Origin of the sequence: Burkholderia sp. WP9 (assembly GCF_900104795.1) — a bacterium.
Classification (GTDB): domain Bacteria; phylum Pseudomonadota; class Gammaproteobacteria; order Burkholderiales; family Burkholderiaceae; genus Paraburkholderia.
This window is the reverse complement of record NZ_FNTG01000002.1, coordinates 663,544-681,919: the sequence shown is the minus strand read 5'-3', so window position 1 is coordinate 681,919 and position 18,376 is coordinate 663,544. Positions and strand designations below refer to the sequence as shown.

16 protein-coding genes are annotated in these 18,376 nt (G+C 63.9%); 8 read left to right on the top strand and 8 right to left on the bottom strand.

Going from position 1 to position 18,376, the window contains the following annotated elements:
* Positions 1–27 precede the first annotated feature (27 nt).
* Complete coding sequence (locus BLW71_RS24325) at positions 28–2,097, bottom strand: putative bifunctional diguanylate cyclase/phosphodiesterase (RefSeq protein ID WP_091802681.1); 2,070 nt, start codon at positions 2,095–2,097, stop codon at positions 28–30.
* Positions 2,098–2,622: 525 nt separating this feature from the next.
* On the opposite strand from BLW71_RS24325, the gene BLW71_RS24320 reads away from it, so the two are divergent.
* From BLW71_RS24320 to BLW71_RS24310, 3 genes are all read left to right on the top strand, one after another.
* On the top strand, positions 2,623–3,507 hold the full coding sequence (locus tag BLW71_RS24320) for a manganese catalase family protein (RefSeq protein ID WP_091802678.1): 885 nt from the start codon (positions 2,623–2,625) through the stop codon (positions 3,505–3,507).
* A 176-nt stretch (positions 3,508–3,683) separates the two neighbouring features.
* Positions 3,684–4,196, top strand: coding sequence for a phasin family protein (locus BLW71_RS24315; RefSeq protein ID WP_091802675.1), 513 nt, complete (start codon positions 3,684–3,686; stop codon positions 4,194–4,196).
* A 366-nt stretch (positions 4,197–4,562) separates the two neighbouring features.
* Entirely contained in the window at positions 4,563–5,000 is a 438-nt protein-coding gene (locus tag BLW71_RS24310; protein WP_286162088.1) for a response regulator, read from the top strand.
* Positions 5,001–5,062: 62 nt separating this feature from the next.
* Here the strand turns inward: BLW71_RS24310 and BLW71_RS24305 are convergent, their stop codons facing one another.
* The gene (locus BLW71_RS24305; protein WP_218157130.1) at positions 5,063–6,352 is read right to left on the bottom strand and encodes an NRAMP family divalent metal transporter; all 1,290 of its coding nucleotides are present in this window, start codon (positions 6,350–6,352) and stop codon (positions 5,063–5,065) included.
* Between the two features lie 164 nt (positions 6,353–6,516).
* On the opposite strand from BLW71_RS24305, the gene BLW71_RS24300 reads away from it, so the two are divergent.
* The 4 genes from BLW71_RS24300 to BLW71_RS24285 all read left to right on the top strand — a co-directional run bounded on the left by BLW71_RS24300 (position 6,517) and on the right by BLW71_RS24285 (position 10,569).
* Positions 6,517–6,822, top strand: coding sequence for a hypothetical protein (locus BLW71_RS24300; RefSeq protein WP_091802669.1), 306 nt, complete (start codon positions 6,517–6,519; stop codon positions 6,820–6,822).
* Between the two features lie 120 nt (positions 6,823–6,942).
* On the top strand, positions 6,943–7,383 hold the full coding sequence (locus BLW71_RS24295) for a rhodanese-like domain-containing protein (RefSeq protein WP_091802666.1): 441 nt from the start codon (positions 6,943–6,945) through the stop codon (positions 7,381–7,383).
* Positions 7,384–7,711: 328 nt separating this feature from the next.
* Positions 7,712–8,770, top strand: coding sequence for an ABC transporter substrate-binding protein (locus BLW71_RS24290; protein ID WP_177205111.1), 1,059 nt, complete (start codon positions 7,712–7,714; stop codon positions 8,768–8,770).
* 119 nt (positions 8,771–8,889) lie between these two features.
* Positions 8,890–10,569, top strand: a complete 1,680-nt coding sequence (locus BLW71_RS24285) for a GMC family oxidoreductase (RefSeq protein ID WP_091802663.1) — start codon at positions 8,890–8,892, stop codon at positions 10,567–10,569.
* Positions 10,570–10,677: 108 nt separating this feature from the next.
* Here BLW71_RS24285 and BLW71_RS24280 read toward each other — a convergent pair whose 3' ends face one another.
* From BLW71_RS24280 to BLW71_RS24255, 6 genes are all read right to left on the bottom strand, one after another.
* Positions 10,678–12,105, bottom strand: coding sequence for an aldehyde dehydrogenase family protein (locus BLW71_RS24280; protein WP_091802660.1), 1,428 nt, complete (start codon positions 12,103–12,105; stop codon positions 10,678–10,680).
* Between the two features lie 25 nt (positions 12,106–12,130).
* Positions 12,131–12,925 carry an ABC transporter permease gene (locus BLW71_RS24275; RefSeq protein ID WP_091802658.1) on the bottom strand — a complete coding sequence of 265 codons (795 nt, stop codon included), beginning with the start codon at positions 12,923–12,925 and terminating at the stop codon, positions 12,131–12,133.
* Positions 12,922–13,830: an ABC transporter permease gene (locus BLW71_RS24270; RefSeq protein ID WP_091802655.1), complete on the bottom strand. Its 909-nt coding sequence runs from the start codon at positions 13,828–13,830 to the stop codon at positions 12,922–12,924. Before BLW71_RS24270 ends, BLW71_RS24275 begins: the two co-directional genes overlap by 4 nt.
* Complete coding sequence (locus BLW71_RS24265; protein ID WP_091802652.1) at positions 13,827–15,164, bottom strand: NAD(P)/FAD-dependent oxidoreductase; 1,338 nt, start codon at positions 15,162–15,164, stop codon at positions 13,827–13,829. The genes BLW71_RS24270 and BLW71_RS24265 overlap by 4 nt, the downstream gene beginning before the upstream one ends.
* Positions 15,165–15,168: 4 nt before the next feature.
* Positions 15,169–15,882, bottom strand: a complete 714-nt coding sequence (locus BLW71_RS24260; RefSeq protein WP_091802649.1) for an HAD-IA family hydrolase — start codon at positions 15,880–15,882, stop codon at positions 15,169–15,171.
* A 76-nt stretch (positions 15,883–15,958) separates the two neighbouring features.
* Entirely contained in the window at positions 15,959–17,035 is a 1,077-nt protein-coding gene (locus BLW71_RS24255) for an ABC transporter ATP-binding protein (protein ID WP_091802646.1), read from the bottom strand.
* Positions 17,036–17,136: 101 nt separating this feature from the next.
* Here BLW71_RS24255 and BLW71_RS24250 point away from each other — a divergent pair, with 101 nt between their 5' ends.
* A complete protein-coding gene (locus tag BLW71_RS24250) occupies positions 17,137–18,174 on the top strand; it encodes a LysR substrate-binding domain-containing protein (RefSeq protein ID WP_091802643.1) in 1,038 nt (345 codons plus the stop codon).
* Positions 18,175–18,376: the final 202 nt, after the last annotated feature.

The window sequence follows — 18,376 nt, the reverse complement described above, 5'->3', positions numbered from 1 at the left end:
ACTGCATGCTTCAGCAGATCGCCATGCTCACGCAGCGATCATTCTTTCCCGCAGCAGATTGCCGAAGTCGTTGGCGTTGAGCGGCTTGCCGAGCAGGAAGCCCTGCATCTCATCGCACATCATCGTCCTCAGCATGTCGAGTTGCGATTCGGTTTCGACACCCTCGGCCACCACATCCATTTCCAGCGAGTGCGCAAGCGCGATGATCGCCGACACGATCGCGCTGCCTTCCGGTCCGTGCGCGTCGAGCCCGTTGGTAAAGAAGCGGTCGATCTTCAGTTGCTTGACGCGAAAACGCTGCAGATAAGCGAGGCTCGAATAGCCGGTGCCGAAGTCGTCGATCGCGATCTCGAAGCCGCATGCCTGAAACTGGCGGATCATCTCGATGGTTTTGGGTGCGTCCTGCATGGCCACGGTTTCGGTGATCTCGAACATGATCTGACTGCATTCCACGCCTTCGGCCTGGACGATCTCGAGCATGCTCGCGACGAGGGTCGGCTGCAGCATCTGGCGTGGCGACAGGTTGACCGCCACTTTCATCGACGGCAAACCTTGCGCGATCCAGTGGCGAATCTGCCGGCACGTTTCGCGCACGACCCAGTAGCCGATCTGCACGATCTGCCCTGAGCGCTCGGCGATCGGAATGAACTCGAGCGGCGTGACTTCGCCGAGTTGCGGATGATGCAGGCGGATCAGCGCTTCGGCGCCCGCGAGCGACTCGCCGCTACCGTTGAACTTCGGCTGGAAGTGCAGCGAGAAATGGCCGGCGGCGAGCGCGTCGTGCAACGCGTTCTGAATCTGCAGCGTGCGCATGGCCGCTTCGTTCATGCTGCGCTCGAAGAAGCGAAAGGTGCTGCGGCCCGCGCGTTTGGCTTCGTACATGGCCGCGTCCGCGTGTTTGAGCAGCGTGTCGACGCTGTCGCCGTCATGCGGATAGAGTGCGATGCCGATACTCGGCATGACCTGGAGCGGCTGGGAGTCGGTCCACATGCCCATGCGCATCCGGTCGAGCACGCCATCGGCCAGCGCGCCGGCGTCTTCGCGCGAGCCGAGGTTTTCCGCCAGCACCACGAATTCGTCGCCGCCGAGCCGCGCCACCGTGTCGCTCGCGCGCACGCACAGCAGCAGGCGCTGCGCAAACGCGGTCAGCACCTGGTCGCCGACCGAGTGGCCGAGCGAATCGTTGATCGTTTTGAAGCCGTCGAGGTCCATGAAGAGAACCGCGCACATGGAGCGCTGCCGCTGCGCGCGCTGGATCGCGTGTTCGATGCGCTCGGTCAGCGTGCTGCGGTTCGGCAGTCCGGTCAGGGCGTCGAGCGTGGCGAGCTGCACGATCTGGCCATTCAGTCTCGACACCGAGCCGACCAGAAAGGTTGTGCGCGCATCGAAACGCGACAGCATCAGCGTGACGGTCAGAATGGCAAAGGTGAACAGGATCACCGAGGTCGCGAGCCACGTGGTGTTCACACCCTTGGCCGCGCCGCACACGGCACCAGCCGGAAACTCGGCGGCGGCCATGCCGGCGTAATGCATGCCGCTGATCGCGACGCCCATCACCAGCGCCGCGGCGAGACGCTTGCGCACCACGTGGCGCGCGTCGTCGTCGCTGAGCGCGCGCGCAAGCCACAGCGCGGCGCTCGACGCGCCGACGGCGATGGCCAGCGAGCCGGCGAACCACGCCGGTTGATAAACGATGCCTGGCGTCATCTGCATCGCCGCCATGCCGACGTAGTGCATGCCGGCTATGCCGCATCCCATCACCACGCCGCCCGCCAGCAGCCGGCCTGCCGTCAATTGTTTATGGGTCGTGATGTGCAGCGCCAGATACGAAGCGCCGGTCGCGAGTCCGAGCGAAGCGGCGGTGGTCGCGAAGTCGTAGCCGAGCGGAATCGGCAGCGAAAAGGCGAGCATGGCGATGAAGTGCATCGACCAGATGCCGACACCGAGTGCCGCGGCGCCGCCCAGGCGCCATGCGCGCCGCGCACGTGGCGAGGCCAGCAGGAAGATGCGGCCGGTCAGATCGAGCGCCGTATAGGACGCGAGCGTCGCGACGGCGAACGAAATGACCACCAGCCAAAGGTTATATGAGCTCTGCATGTCTAGTCCAACCGCCGAAAGGGAAGCGGCTGAACATGTTATCGACCATTCGCGACAAATATTTAATTCGTTTTCAACATGTTAGCCCTGGCTTTCGGCCACTTCGCCGGTGCGCGGGTCGTGCCGAGGCGAAGCTGTCGGTTAGTGAGCGGGTAATTGCCGCCGCTCGACGGCGCGAGGGGGGGCTGACGGGAGGCGTCCTGATAAGCGGCATGGCGTTTGCGCGCCGGTAGGACCGCCACCGATGCAACGGCGCGCGGCGTGGTTCGATCAAAACGCTCATGCGCCAGGCACGGTGCATGCGGAGTCGGAAGTCGCAGGTGTTTTCTCGTCGCGTTCCTGCGCGCGCACCCTATTTCGCCAGAGCGGCCGCTCTGAGACCCACGGTGGGGCATTCCGCATACGCGTTCGTCATCGCCGACAAACCTGGTTTTTCAATGCATGTCCCTCTGCTCCGCCAGTCCTTCCGCCTCTCATGGCCTGAAGCACTCCAGCGGCGCCCGCAATCTTTTCTGGAGAAATGCGATGTTCGTACACAACAAGCGACTTCAATACACCGTCCGTGTAGCGATGCCCAATCCCGGTCTGGCCAATCTGCTTCTTGAACAGTTCGGCGGCCCGCAAGGTGAACTGGCCGCGGCGTGCCGCTATTTCACGCAGGCGGTGAGCGAGGACGATCCCGGCAGGCGAGACATGCTGTTTGACATCGCGACGGAAGAACTTAGTCATCTGGAGATCGTCGGCTCGATTGTCGCGATGCTCAACAAGGGCGCGAAGGGTCAACTTGCCGAAGGCGTGGAGCAGGAGGCCGAGCTTTACCGTTCACTCACGGGAGGCGGCAACGATTCGCACACTACCGCTTTGCTCTACGGTGGCGGCCCGGCCTTGACCAATTCGGCGGGCGTGCCGTGGACGGCTGCCTACATCGATACGATCGGCGAGCCGACCGCGGATCTGCGGTCGAATATCGCTGCGGAGGCCCGAGCAAAGATTGTCTACGAGCGGTTGATCAATGTGACCGACGACCCGGGTATCAAGGAGGCGCTCGGCTTTCTCATGACGCGCGAGATTGCGCATCAGAAATCGTTTGAGAAAGCCTTGCACTCTATCCAGCCCAACTTCCCGCAGGGGAAATTGCCCGGCGTTCCAGAATTTACCAACGTTTATTACAACATGTCCGACGGTGACGACGCGCCGCGCGGCCCGTGGAATGAAGGTCCCGGTTGGGACTTCGTCGACAAGCCGCAGCCGGCGGTGGACGGCGGCGATGGTCTCGCGAGCGTTCAGGTTTCGGAACAGGAGGTCGAGGTGTTGAGTGCGATGGCGTCGCGAACGGCTTCCGCGACTGGAACCGACCCTGTCACCGGGGCTGACCTCGGCGCCGGGCAGGATGCCGCGGTAGCGAAGTAACAGCTGGCGAAGTCGCAGCGAAGTAACAGCGTTCGTAGTCGAAGTCACCGTCGCCGGCCCCGCCACGTGGGCCGCGGCGTTTCGTTTCAGTCGTCCGCGCAGCACACATGGCGTGATGGGCGTCCGGACGACGCCACCTTGCGGCGCATCCCGCGCCGAACCACAACGGAGTCTTTATGTACCCTCAAATCTCGGATCAGTTCTCCTCGCGTCAACGTGACACGGCAATCGAAGTTGCCTTCGACTGCAACACCGAAGTGCTTGCCGGGGTCGAGAAAGTTGTCGAGCTCAACATCCAGACCGTCAAGACATCGTTGTCCGAGCAGCAGGCATTGGCGGACGCGGCACTTTCTGCTCAATCGCTCAGTGAAGTCTTCGATCTCCAGTCGCAGCAATTCCCGGCTGCGGTCACGAAGACCTTTGCCTATTGGCGGCATGTGGAAGAGATTGCCGCCGACACGCGAATCGGACTATTCAACGCAATGCAGGCGCATTTCGGTAGTTCTTTGAATACGCTCGCTGAAATGGTCGACATGGCTTGTGGCAACGCCTTCGTTCAGGAGCGCGGCGGCATTCTGGACCTGCCTGGCATGGCGCAATCCACGGTCGCCTCTGCTGAGCGGGTAGGCATTGTGGATAGCTCGGGCAGGGTGGTTTCTTCGGACGACGTTCGAGGCGACCTGCATTAACTAGCATTGGACGGCGCCGTGTCTGACGGACGAGTCTTTTTCCATTCCGTCTATGTTGGCGTGTCGTGGTTGCCGTGCGATGGCACTATTCGGCCACTCGCACAGCATCCGCTAAAGAACCGGCAGCCGTTACGCGCTCCAGTATTGCTGGCCACGCGACTGTTTCGTCCACGCCTGCCCGTTGCCGGCGGGGGGCGAATGAATGGCGGAGGAGAGTGGGAACGGCTGTTGCGCTGCGACTAGGTAATGGCGCCATACCGACGCGCCAGCAGCGAGAGAAAACCCATGAATTCCATTTCTGAAAATCGCGCTTGCCCGGATCATTCGACCGGAGGGCAGCGCGAGTACGTTTCGAGCGCGGTGCCCGTGCGCGTGCTCGTCGTGGATGATTCGCGTCCGTCGGCTGATGCGCTTAGCGCGTATCTACAGGCCGGCGGCATGAGCGTGCGAACCGTCTACCACGGCTCGGACGCCGTGAGGGAAGCGAAGGCGTGGCTTCCTGATTGCATTGTTCTCGATGTCGCCATGCCCGGCCTGTCCGGCATTGGTGTCGCTGCGGCGCTTCGGAGAATCGAGGCGACGGGAAAGATTCCCCTTCTGGCATTTACCGCGTTCGATACCGCCGATTACATCCGCGAAATGAAAGAGGTCGGTTTCGATGCCGTTTGCCGGAAGCCTGCAGAACTGCCGCAACTCGAGAACATGATTTTCAGGTTGCTCCGGCATGAACCAGTGGGAAACGCTGAGTCGGCGCCATCCCCTCTATCGGATAGTTCAGCGTCGGCGCAGCGAAGCGGCAGTTGAATTTCGCTGCCGCCCCCTTCGGCGCACTTGGCAAAAACATCGCAGCGCCGCCCCGCCGCGTATTAACTCGCGGGGGCGAGCATGAACCAGAACATGGCGACCGCGGCAATTCCCATCGCTCCCGTAGCGGCCCAACCGGCGACCGACAGGCGTCTCGAGATGACGAAGCTGCCCATGATCTTCGGATTCACCGCCATGAACATCATGAGCGCCATGATGGGCACGGACACGACTCCGTTGATCACCGCACTCCAGTAAAGCGCCTTGACGGGATCGATGCGCGTGAATCCCATCGCGAGACCAATAAGGGTCGACAGCACGACGATGCCGTAAAACCGTTTCGCCAGTTGCGGCTTCAGCGCGAGGCTGTTTCGCCAGTTGAAGGCGCCGGCCATGGCATACGCGGCGGAACCGGCCAACACAGGTAAGGCGAGCAGGCCAGTGCCGACGATGCCCAGACTGAACAGAACGAACGCAAACCTTCCTGCAATCGGCTTCAATGCGAGCGCCGCTTGCGACGAGGTCTGGATGTCCGTTAGGCCGTGGGCGTTGAGGGTGGCGGCAGTCGTCAGGATGATGAAAAAAGCGACCAGGTTGGAAAAACCCATTCCGACCCACGTATCCATCCGGATCCGCCGCAAACTGGCCGGTCCTTGTCCGGGTGCGTTCTTCAATGCCCGCTGCCCGGTTGCGGCGCGCATTTCCTCGACCTCCTGCGACGCCTGCCAGAAGAACAGATAGGGGCTGATGGTGGTGCCAAGCACGGCGACCACGGTGGTGACGTAGTCGCTTTTCCATGACAGATGTGGACTGACGGTACGCACGATGACCGTGTGCCACGGAATATCGACGACGAACACCGTGCCGACGTAGGCGAATAATGCAAGCGTCAGCCATTTCAGCACGTGCACGTAACTGCGGTATGGAATGAAGACCTGCAGCAGAACTGACAACAGGCCGAGCGCGAGCGTGTAAATGTGCGTCGGACCGCCGATCACCAGGTTCACTGCGGCGCCCATTGCGGTCAGATCCGCCGCGATATTGATCGTATTGGCGACCAGCAGCAGGAAAACCGATCCATAGAGCAGCCAGGCCGGATAGTGGCGCCGGATGTTGGTTGCGAGTCCGTGGCCACTCACGCGTCCCAGTCGGGCGCTGACGACCTGAATGGCAACCATCAACGGATACGTGACGATGACGGTCCACAGCATGTTGAAGCCGAACTGCGCGCCGGCCTGCGAATAGGTTGCGATTCCGCTGGGATCGTCGTCCGCCGCGCCGGTGATGAGGCCGGGTCCGAGCTTTTCGAGCCACGACTGAACCTCGGGGTCCGGCTTATCGGACGGGTCCATGTTGATATCCATCATTGAGCCCTTGAGTATCCGTGCCCGCGATGTCGCGGGAATCGCGAGAGTCTGCCCTATCAATCTTACAAGCCGGTACACCGTGGCTCTCATAGCGGCCGCCGGGCGCGGAGCTTGCTGACGGGACTTGAAACCACACAGCGGAGCGCGCGATGAAATCCTTGACCCTCGACCAGTTCAAGACGCAACTGGCGTCGATGTTGCGCGACATTCCTTACGGCACCAGTGCCGACCTGACAGGCTACGCTATCGCGTTCTGGAATGGCAGTAAGGTTATCTACGCATTCGTCTCCAGTGACGATTCCGGAATTATCGAGGACGAGTTCGAGTTGAGCGACTACGAGTGGGATCACTGGCACGACGATTTTGTGACCTGGATCAACGAACCGATGTTCAGCGTCCGGCCCGAACTTCATAAGAGGACCTACGCGGCGCCCGCCGACAACGGCGCACGTTAGCGCTTGCCGTAGCGGGCAGCCGTGGCGTGATGTTGCCGGAATATGTCAATCAGGCCACTGGTTGCTCGCCCATGAGACCGGGAGAATGCATGTCAACGATTCACCCACAAGGAGCCTTATATGTCCCCGGTCATCTCCCCGGTCTCAGCCGTTCCTGCAGCAGATAGCGCCGCGGCGCTCGCCCACTTCAGCTCGCTGTTGTCATTCGAAACAGATTGCGCCGACGTACACGCGGCGCTTGAAACCAGGCTTGAAGCCAGTGATGGGCTCGCTATGGATTTTGTCCTGCTCGACGTGCGTGGCCCCGCACTTTTCGCCCGCGGCCATGTGCCTCGCGCCGTGAACCTCCCGCATGGCAAGATCGTCGAGTCCAAGCTTGCCGATTATCCGCCCGACACACTCTTCGTCACGTATTGCGCGGGTCCTCACTGCAACGGAGCCACGCGCGCCGCAATCAGGCTCGCCCGCCTCGGTCGTCCGGTCAAGGTCATGACCGGCGGCGTGACAGGTTGGCTCGACGAGGGTTTCCAGCTTGCCATCGAGAATGAGGCGTTGGCTTGACTGTTTGTGAACAATAGACTCGAAACGGACCACGAAGCGTTTGGCTGAATCCGGCGAGTTGCAGCCGCCCGATGTACCAGCTATTTCAAGCGCTGCCGTGGGGCGCCGCCGCGCATGTTCATACTGCGCGCGGCGGCCCACGCAGACCATACGGTCGGGCAGGGCAGTGCCGCGCGCCCGGCACACAACGCCGCACGTTTGCCATAACGTGATGTCATGGACCCCACAACAATTGCGGCATTGTCGCCAAAAAATAGATTCACTATATTTGGCTCAACGCGCATTACATCCACGATATCTTTCGCCAAACCGTTTCGAGGACATAGTCGTGATCAAGAAGCCAACGTTGCGCCCGCTTGCAGCGGTTCTGATTCTTGGCGTCGGGGGCCTCGTGCCTGCGTGTCTGACGCCTGCTTTCGCTGCCGGGAAGATTACCTTTGTCTCTCAAGGCGGGACCTATCAGGAAGCCCAGACCAAAGCCATCCTCGACCCGGCTGCGAAGCTGCTGAATATCACCGTGAACCAGGACAGCATTCCGGACGCGTGGCCACAGATCAAGGCTCAGGCCGCCACCGGCAAGCCGATCTGGGACGTGGTGGACACGCCGACTTCCAACTGTCTGCGCGGCGGCAAGGAAGGGCTGCTGGAGAAGCTCGACTTCGCGAAGATTCCGAATGCGGCGGCCATGCCGGAGAAGTACCGCACGCCGTACTCGGTCGCGTACGAGTTCTATTCGACCGTGATCGGCTATAACAAGAAGACATTGAAGAAGGTGCCGCAAAGCTGGGCCGATTTCTGGAACGTGAAGGCGTTCCCCGGCACCCGTGCGCTGCGCAACGACCCGCAGACCGTGCTCGAAGCCGCACTGCTCGCGGACGGCGTGCCGCGCGACAAGCTCTATCCGCTCGACGTGGATCGCGCGTTCAGGAAGCTGCAGCAGATCAAGCCGGACGTGACCGTCTGGTGGACTTCGGGTGGTCAGTCGGCGCAATTGCTGCACGACGGCGAAGTCGACATGACGATGATCTGGAACGGTCGCGCGAGCGCCGTGCGCAAGGACAATCCCGATATCGACTTCACGTACAACGACGGCATTCTGCAGAACACGCAGTTGTGTGTGCTGAAGAACGCGCCGAACCTGCCCGATGCGATCAAGTTCCTCAACGCGGCCGTGTCGCCCGACTTGCAGGCCAACCTGCCGCTGTATATCGACTACGGGCCGGGCAATCCTGCGGCCTTCAAGACCGGCAAAATCGACGCCAAGCGCGCGAGCGAGTTGCCGAGTTCACCGGAGAACGCGTCGAAGCAGGCGTTGATGTCGGAGGAATGGTGGGCGTCGGACGCCGGCATTCAGGCGAAGGCGCGCTGGCTCAAGTTCATGCAGTAAGCGAAAGACCTGGTGGCGCACGCGCGGGTTGCTGGACAGTTGAATGTCAAACCCGCGCGCCAATCCCAGCGGTTTTTTTGCGCGTCCCGCACCGCGCATTGTCTGCGCATACATCGAACGTGATCGACTATCTGATTCTCGGCGGCGGCTCGGCCGGCTGCGTGCTGGCCGCGCGTCTTTCCGAAGACGCGGGCAAGACCGTCTGCCTCGTCGAGGCCGGCCGCAATATCTCGCGAACGGACATGCCCGCAACGGTGCGCAGCCGTTATCCGGGCCGCGCCTATCTCGACACCACGAACATCTGGCAGCGCCTGAAGGCACGCATGAGCGCCTCGGCCGCGACACGCCGTTACGAGCAGGCGCGCCTGCTCGGCGGCGGTTCGGCGATCAACGCGCTGATGGCGAACCGCGGCGCGCCGGCCGATTACGACGAATGGCACGCCCAAGGCGCGCACGGCTGGAACTGGGCCGCCTGTCTGCCGTACTTCCGCAAGCTCGAAACCGATTGCGACTTTGACGGCGCGCTGCACGGCACGAGCGGGCCGGTCCGGATCCAGCGCACGCCGTGGGCGCGCATCTCGCCATTCGTACGCGCGGTGCTCGACACGCTCGACGCGCGCGGCTACACGCGGCATGACGACCAGAACGGCACATGGCAGGACGGCACGTTCATCGGTTCGATCGCAGTGAGCGAAGCGGGCGAGCGCATCCCGACCTCGGTCTGCTATCTCGACGACGCCGTGCGCGCCCGGCCGAATCTCACGATCCGCACGCACACGCTGGTTGAACGCGTGCTGTTCGACGGCAAGCTCGCCATCGGCGCGCGGCTCGTCGGCGAAGACGGGGCGAGCGAAGCAGTGCGCGCCAGACAGGTGATCATTTGCGCGGGCGCGATTCACAGCCCGGCCCTTCTGATGCGAAGCGGCATTGGTCCGGCGTCCGAGCTGACCGCACTCGGTATCGAGGTGCTCGCCGATCGCGGCGGTGTCGGCGGCAATCTGATGGAACATCCATCGATCGCCGTATCCGCGGTTCTGCCGCGCGCCGCCCGCACGTTATATCCCGACGAGCATCACGAGCAGGCGATCGTGCGTTTTTCTTCGGGCGTGAGCGGCGCGGTGCCCGGCGACATGCACGGCGCGATCTTGTCGCGATCGGGTTGGCACTCGGTCGGTTACCGGCTCGGCACGCTCTTTTTCTGGGTCAACAAGTCGTACTCGCGCGGCCGCGTGAGCCTCGTGTCGGCCGATCCGCACGACGAACCCGCTGTCGACTTCAACATGCTGTCCGACGCGCGCGATCTCGAACGGCTGAAGCTCGCGCTGCGCTTTGGCGCCCGGACTCTGGCCGATCCGCTGATGGCGAGGCACCGCAACACGCTGCTGCCTTCGAGCTATTCACCCCGCGTGGCGAGCGTGGCCGTGCCGGGCGTGTGGAATGCATTGCAGCGCGGCCTGCTGAGCGCACTGCTCGACATTGCCGGACCGTTGCGCGGCTGGCTCGTGCGGTGTGTGGTCACGCAAGGCGTGACGCTCGACGAACTGCTTGCCGACGATCACGCGCTGACGCGTTTCGTGACACGCTCGGTGGGCGGCACCTGGCATCCGTCTGGAACCTGCCGCATGGGCGCCGCCGACGATCCGCTCGCCGTGTGCGACACGCGCGGCGCGGTATATGGCGTCAGCGGACTTTACGTATGCGATGCGTCGTTGATGCCTTCGATTCCGTGCGCGAACACGAATGTGCCGACCATCATGATCGCGGAGCGGATTGCGGATATGTTGCGCGAACGCGCGTGAATGTGATGCCGGGCCGTCGCATTGCAAACGCGACGGCCCGGTGCTTGTTTCAAGCGGTGAATGTTTTGCCTACCTCCGGGCATTTAGCCCAGCAAGGCCCGAACACAGTCAGTCGCCAAACCCCACAATGCCCTTCACTTCGAGAAACGCCTCGAGTCCCCATTCGGCGTACTCGCGGCCGTTGCCCGACTGCTTGTATCCGCCGAACGGCGAGCCCGCGTCCCATGACGGGTAGTTCAGATACACGCTGCCGGCACGGAGCCTGAACGCCACGCGCCGCGCGCGGTCCAGATCGGCGGATTGAACGTAGGCCGCGAGCCCGAAGGGACTGTCGTTGGCGATCGCGATGGCTTCTTCCTCGTCGCGGTACGGCATGATCGCGAGCACGGGGCCGAAAATTTCCTCGCGCGCGATCGTCATGGAAGGGCGCACGTCCGCGAACACGGTGGGTTGCACGTAGAAGCCACGCTCAAGACCCGGCGGACGCCCGAGGCCGCCGGCCACGACCTGCGCGCCTTCGTCGATACCGGCCGCGATGAGCCGCTCCACGCGCTCGAACTGCACGCCGCTGACAACCGGACCCATTGTCGTACGCTCGTGGTCGGCGGGGCCGACGCGCTGCGCTTGCGCCGCCCGCCGCGCGATCGCCACGGCTTCGTCGTGACGTGCCGCGGGGACGAGCATGCGCGTCGGCGCATTGCATGATTGCCCGCTGTTGTTGAAGCACGAGTTGACGCCGGCCGTGACCGCCGCCTCGAAATCGACGTCGTCCAGCAGAATGTTCGCGGACTTGCCGCCCAGTTCCTGGTGCACGCGCTTGACTGTCGGCGCCGCGAGCTTCGCAATTTCAACGCCCGCGCGCGTCGATCCGGTGAACGACACCATATCGACGTCTGGGTGCGCCGCGAGCGCCGCGCCGACCGTTGGCCCGTCGCCGTTGACGAGGTTGAAGACGCCCGGCGGCACGCCCGCGGCGTCGAGTATCTCCGCGAACAGCAGGGCGTTCAGCGGCGTGACTTCGCTGGGCTTGAGCACCATCGTGCAACCGGCCGCGATGGCGGGCGCGGCCTTGCAGACGATCTGATTGATCGGCCAGTTCCACGGCGTGATGAGCGCGACCACGCCCACCGGTTCGTGATTGACGAGCGTCGTGCCCTTCCGGCGCTGCCAGGCGAACGTCTCACACGTGCGGATCAGTTCTTCGAGATGCCGCCGGCCGATGCCGGCCTGCCACGCATGCGCCATGGCGCGCGGTGCGCCGAGTTCGCGCGAAATGGTGTCGCCCATCTCGTCGTGACGTTCGAGAAACACCTCGAGAATGCGGCGGATCAACGCGAGGCGTTCGGCCGGCGTGGTCTGCGAGAACGACGTGAACGCGCGTTTCGCGGCGGCTACCGCGCGATCGGCATCGGCGGGCGTGCCCATCGCCACTTCGGCGAAGGCTTCCTCGGTACAGGGATCGACGACGGAGCGGCGTGCGTTGCCCAACGGCTCGACCCACGCGCCGTCGATATAGAACTTCAGTGCATTGACCATGTAATAGGTATCTTGAGGAAAGAAATCAGGCGCGTGCCGCGCCCGAACGGCGGCTCACCACGACGATCATCACAAGGCACAGCGTGAGCGCGGTCAGCATCGTGCTGATCGCGGCGATGGTCGGGTCGATCTCGTCACGCAGCGTCACGAACATGCGGCGCGTCAGCGTCTGGTTCGAACCGCCCGACACGAAGAGCGCGACCACCGTTTCGTCGAGCGCCTGGATGAACACGAACACCGTACCGGAGATGACGCTTGCCTTGATCTGCGGCAGTGTAACCGTCATGAAGCTGCGAAACCGATTCATGCCGAGGCTGCGCGCGACCATTTCCTGCGTGCGGTCGAAGGTGCGCAGATCGGCGCCGACCGAAATCAGCACATAAGGCAGGCCGAGCATCGTATCGGCCAGAATCAGGCCGCCGAGCGTGTTCACGTAGCCGGCCTGAGAGTACACGAAGAATACGCCCACCGCGACGATGATGATCGGCACCATCAGCGGCAACATTAGCAGTGTGCGCAGATAGCGCATGATCCAGTGCGTGCCGTTCTGGATCGCGTAGGCGGCGGCCACGCCGAGCGGCGTGGCGATCAGCGCGGCGCAGATCGACGCGGTGAGCGTTACGCGCGCGGCGTCGATCCATGCGGGGTTGTCGAAGAACGAGTGATACCAGCGCAGCGAGTACGCCGGCGGCGGGAAGGTCATGAAGCGTGTGTCGGAGAACGACAGCGGCACGACGATCAGCACCGGCACCATCAGGAACAGCAGGATCAGCACGACGATCGCGCCGAGGACGATCCGTCCGAACGGGAGTTTGCTCATTTCGCGCCCAGGGTCTTTTCGAGTGGCACCACGCGGCTCGCGGCATAGAAAATCGCGAACACGCAGATCAGCAGCACGACGCTCACCGCGCTCGCCGCCCCCCAGCTGTTGTAGATCTCGATGTTGCGGCTCACGACCATCGACACCATGATCGACTTGCCGCCGCCCATCAGTTCAGGCGTGATGTAGAAGCCGAGGCAGAGCACGAACACGAGCGTCACGCCCGCGAACACGCCGCTCATCGACAGCGGCAGGAACACGCGCAGGAACACGTGCAGCGGCGAACCGCCCAGGCTCGCGCCGGCTTGCGAAAGATTCGACGGGATTTTCTGCATTGCCGAATAGAGCGGCAGCACCATGAACGGCAGCAGGATGTGAACCATCGCGATCACCGTGCCGAACTGGTTATAGGCGAGTTGCACCGGCCGGTCGACGAGGCCCGACGCGATCAGCGCCTTGTTGACCAGCCCCGTGCGCTGCAGCAGGACGAGCCACGCGTAGGTGCGCACCAGCACGCTGGTCCAGAACGGCAGAATCACCATGCCGAGCACCAGCGCGCTCAGCTTCGGCGGCAACGAGGCGGCGAAGTAGGCCACCGGATAGCCGAGCAGCAGCGTGATGACGGTCACGATGATACTGAGCCTGAAGGTCAGCAAGAACGTTTCGAGGTAAGCGCCCGTGAACATGCGCCGGTAGTTTTCGAGCGTGAAGCCGTCGTGATAGATGGACTGCCACGACAGCCACGCGAGCGGCACGACCAGCAGCACGACGATCACGAGGAGCGCCGGTGTCATTAGCAGCAGCATGGTGCGATCCTCGCGGCGCTGATAGCGCGTGGCGGGATCGGACTCGGTGGCTTGCATCAAGGTGGTTCCCTGGAGCATCCGCTTGGCGGTTGTCATCATGCACCTACGGCGTCGAGAAACTGATACCACGCCGCGACGAGTCTCACACCCGGCGCGCGCAGCGAATGAAAGGGCACGGGCCGCAAGCCGGGCGCGCCGAGCAGCGAGAGCTCCGGCGTCTCGCCGAGCGCGAGCGCGGCGGCATGCTGGCCGAGCAGACTCGCCATCGCGACGCCTGCTCCGTTATACCCCAGACAAAAGGTCGTGGCGTCGTCGCTGCGTCCGACATGCGGCAACGAATTGAACGTCATGCCCACATACCCCGACCAGCGATAGTCCACGCGCACGTCCGCGAGATCCGGAAAGAGCGCGACCATGGCGCGCTGCAGCGCGTCGAAGCCGGTCGTTTGCCCCTCCTTGCCGAACGCGTCGCGTCCGCCGAACAGCATGCGGCCGTCCACCTTGCGGAACCACTTCATCATGCGCCGCGTTTCGGTGTAGCTGCGGCGCTCGACCATCAGGCGCGCGTCGAGCTCGGCGGGAAGCCGCTCGGTGGCGATCATCGCGCTGCGAAACGGCACGAGTTCACGCTGATACGCCGCGGTGGCCGGTGTGAGATCGGAGTAGGCATTGGTCGCGACGATCACCTGCTTCGCGCGCACCGTGCCGGCGGGCGTGCGCAGCGTCACGCGCGTTTCGCCGGGCGCGCGGTGCATCTGCTGCACCGGCGTCGATTCGTAGATCGGCACGCTGCGCAGCGTAAGGCCGCGCGCGAGTCCGCACACGTATTCGAGCGGCAGGATCGTGCCGGCGTCCGCGCTCAGCACGCCGCCGACAAAACCTTTCGAGCCCGTCTCGTGTTCGATCTCGGCGCGCGATTGCACGGTCATCGTGGTATCGCCGAGTTGCGTGCGGACCCAGTCGGCCTCCGCGCGAATCGCGGCGAAGGCGGCCTCCGTGTGGGCGCAGCGCAGACTGCCGGTCGCCTCGAAGCGGGCGCGCGTGAGCTGGAATTCGTCGACCAGCGTCTCGACGACCCGCACGCCCTCGTGCGCGAGCCGGTGCATGCGCTTGGCGGTATCGAGGCCGTGCAGTTTGTCGATCGTGGGAAACGACAGTCTGAACTTGGACGACACCACGCCGCCATTGCGGCCGCTCGCGCCCCAGCCCACCGGATTCGCATCGAGCACCACGCAGTCGACGCCGCGCTTTTGCAGCGCATACGCGGCGGCGAGGCCCGAGTAGCCCGCGCCGATCACGGCGACCTCGACCTCCAGATCGCGCGTGAGCGGCACGCCGGTGCTGAGCGTCGCACCGGCGCCGGGCGAGGCGGCGAGGAGCGCCCGCCACAGCGAATCAGGCGCGGGCGTGTGGGGTGTCGTCGGCGCGAGCATCGGCTCAGGCGGCGAGACGCGCTTCGGCTTCGACAGCGTCGGCGAGCGCGCCGAGCGTCGCGAACTTGAAGGTCGGCGTGGTGACGGCTTCCGGCACGGGCGTGGCGCCGAAGCCCTTCGCGCCCTGACGGCGTTCGATCCAGCAGGTCGCGTAGCCGAGGCTGGTGGCGACGCCGATGTCGTGATACTGGCTCTGCGCGGTGTGCAGGATTTCGCCGAACTTGTAGCCGAACGCCGCCTGACGGCCGCGGTTGTACGCGAAGAATTGCGGATCGGGCTTGGCGACGCCGGTTTCGTCGCAGCAGACGGTGTCGTCGAACGGGTCGCCGAGCGTGTGTGCGTAGGCCGACAGCGCGACACGGTCCGCATTGGTCATGGCGACGAGGCGAAAGTGTTTGCGCAGACGTTTGAGCGCCGCGACCGAATCCGCGAACGCCGGCCATTCGAGCACGTCGCGCTGGAAGGCGGCGGCCGATTGCGCGTCGTCAGGCAGACCGAGTTCCTTTGCCAGCGACAGGTAGACGTTCGCCATTTCATGGCTCGAACGGCCCGGGTAGGCCGCACGGCCGCGCATATACGGCTCGAAAATCTGGTCGTCGGTCAGGTCTTTCGCGGCCGGGCCGCCGAGGCGTCGCACTGAGGCGAGTACGCCGCGCTCGAAGTCGATGAGCGTGCCGACGACGTCGAACGTCAGGACCTTGAAATCGGTGAGCTTCATGAAATCATCCTTTTGCAGTGTGCTGTGAATCGGGAGAGGGTTTGCCCTGGCGAGGGCGGGAAATAGCAAAATGGAATCAGGCGGGCACGACGATCGTGTCCTGCGGATCGAGTACGACGCTCATCGGCGCGCCCGGCTCGGGAATGCGGCGGCGGGAGTCGTGCCCGCCGGGTTGCCTGAGGCTGATGGCGGTGCCGTCGGCGAGGGTCGCGAACACGCGCAAGCTTTCGCCCTGATACAGCACCTCGGTGACGCGGCATGCCAGCCGATTGACGCCGTCGCGGCTGTCGCCGCTATCGATCACGAGTTTTTCGGTCTGCACCGCGAGCAGCAGTTTGTCGCCGCGTGGCAGCGGGTGCGCGGTGCGCAGCACCGTGTCGCCGAGCCGCACGGCATCGTCGCCGGCGCGCGTCACGGCAAGCAGTGTCGCCTCACCAATGAAGCTCGCGACAAACGCGTCGCACGGACGGTCGTAGAGCCGCTCGGGCGTGTCGATCTGCACGAGGCGGCCGTTCTTCAGCACGGCTACGCGGTCGCTCATGGTGAGTGCCTCGCGCTGGTCGTGCGTCACATACACGATCGTCGCGCCGAGCTTGCGATGCAGCCGCCGTAGCTCGATCTGCATGGTTTCGCGCAATTGCTTGTCGAGCGCGGAGAGCGGTTCGTCCATCAGGATCAGTTGCGGCTCGAACACCATGGCGCGAGCGAGCGCCACGCGCTGGCGCTGGCCGCCCGACAGCTGGCCGATGCCGCGGCTCTCGTAGCCCGAGAGTTCGACCATCGCGAGCGCGTCGGCGACTTTCCTCGCCCACGTGGCTTTTGGCTGACGCCTGGCGCGCAGCGGAAAGGCGACGTTGTCCCCCACGCTCATGTGCGGAAAGAGCGCGTAGTTCTGAAAGACGATGCCGATGTCGCGCTTGTGCGGCGGCGCAAATGTAATGTCGCGCTCGCCGACCCAGACCGCTCCCGAACTCGGTTGCACGAAGCCGCCGAGAATGCCGAGCAGGGTGGTCTTGCCGGAACCCGAGGGGCCGAGCAGCGACACGAATTCGCCGGGGGCGATGTCGAGTGAAACGTCGTCGAGGGCCACTACGTGGCCATAACGTTTCGCTGCCGATCGGATCGAAACACCTGTTTTCGCTCGTGCGTCCATTGCGTCCTGTCTCGCTGTAGAAGCCTGCGTTAGGGAAAATATAGGCCGAGCCATTTTTGGCGGCAATTCCCAAATTGTTGGATAGGGCATAACATCAGGTCATGCCCAATCTTCGCAAAAAACTGCCGAGCGCCAACGCGCTGTTCGTCTTCGAGGCGGCTGCGCGCTGCGGCAACTTCACGCGTGCGGCGCAGGAGTTATATGTCAGCCAGCCGGCGGTGAGCCGCATGCTCTCGCGTATGGAAGACCATCTCGGCGTGCGCCTGTTCGAGCGCGTGCGAGGCGGAATCGAGCTGACCGAGAGCGGCAGGATCCTTTACCGGAAGATCTCCGAAGGCTTCGACGGCATAGAAAGCGCGATACGCGAGATCGAAGCGCGCGCAACCGGTGTCGAGTCGGTCACGCTGTCAGTGTCCACCGCGTTCACCACACACTGGCTGATGCCGCGCATGAGTCGTCTGAACGAGGCGTTTCCGAATGTCGACTTGCGGTTTCAGCTCATCTCGGGGCGAATCGGCGGGCCACTCGTCGATGTGGATCTCGGCATGCGCTTCCTGCGCGAGGACCAGATCGGCGAGAACAGCGTGCTCGTGATGCCGGAGACGCTGCTGCCGGTATGCAACCGGCGCTATCACGAGACAGCCGCGACCGAGGCGGGCCGCAAGCACGGCGATACGGTGATCGTGATGGACGACGGCGAGCGCGGCTGGCATGACAGGTTCGCCGCGTTCGCGGCACAGGGGCGGCACGCCGCGAGCATGCTGAGCTTCAACGACTACGCGATCGTCGTGCAGGCGGCATTGCTTGGGCAGGGTGTCGCGCTCGGCTGGCTCAACGTGGTGTCGCATTGGCTTCTCCAGGGCGCGCTGCTGCCCGCCGAGGAGGAACTGGTCATGACGGACCGGCGCTGCTGTCTGGTGTGGCCGGAAAATCGGCCGTTGCGGCCGGTTGCCGCGGAAGTGCGCGACTGGATCATCGAGGAGACGCGCGCCGACGTGCGCGCGGTGGACCGTAAATATCCGAAGCTGGGGCTGCGGCGCCTGCTGGCGCAAGCGGGGTTGGTGATCGGCCCGGCCCGCGGTGAGGCGCGAGGCGAGGCGGCGGTCCAGTCAGTCAACCCGTCGGCCACGGTGAGATAAGCACCGTGCCGTGCCCATGGGCGCTGTCAAGTTGGCGGCTGTTCGAAACTCGTTTTCAGCCCAGACCAGTGCTCCGGACCATGTCGAGGCCAATCAGATCGTCGCCATTCCGGCGTCCCTGCCCATGGCACCCGGGCAGATGTCGGAGCGGCGCAGTTAGTGTCTGTCCTGGCATGGGCATGCTAGTGTCGAACCGGGTGAA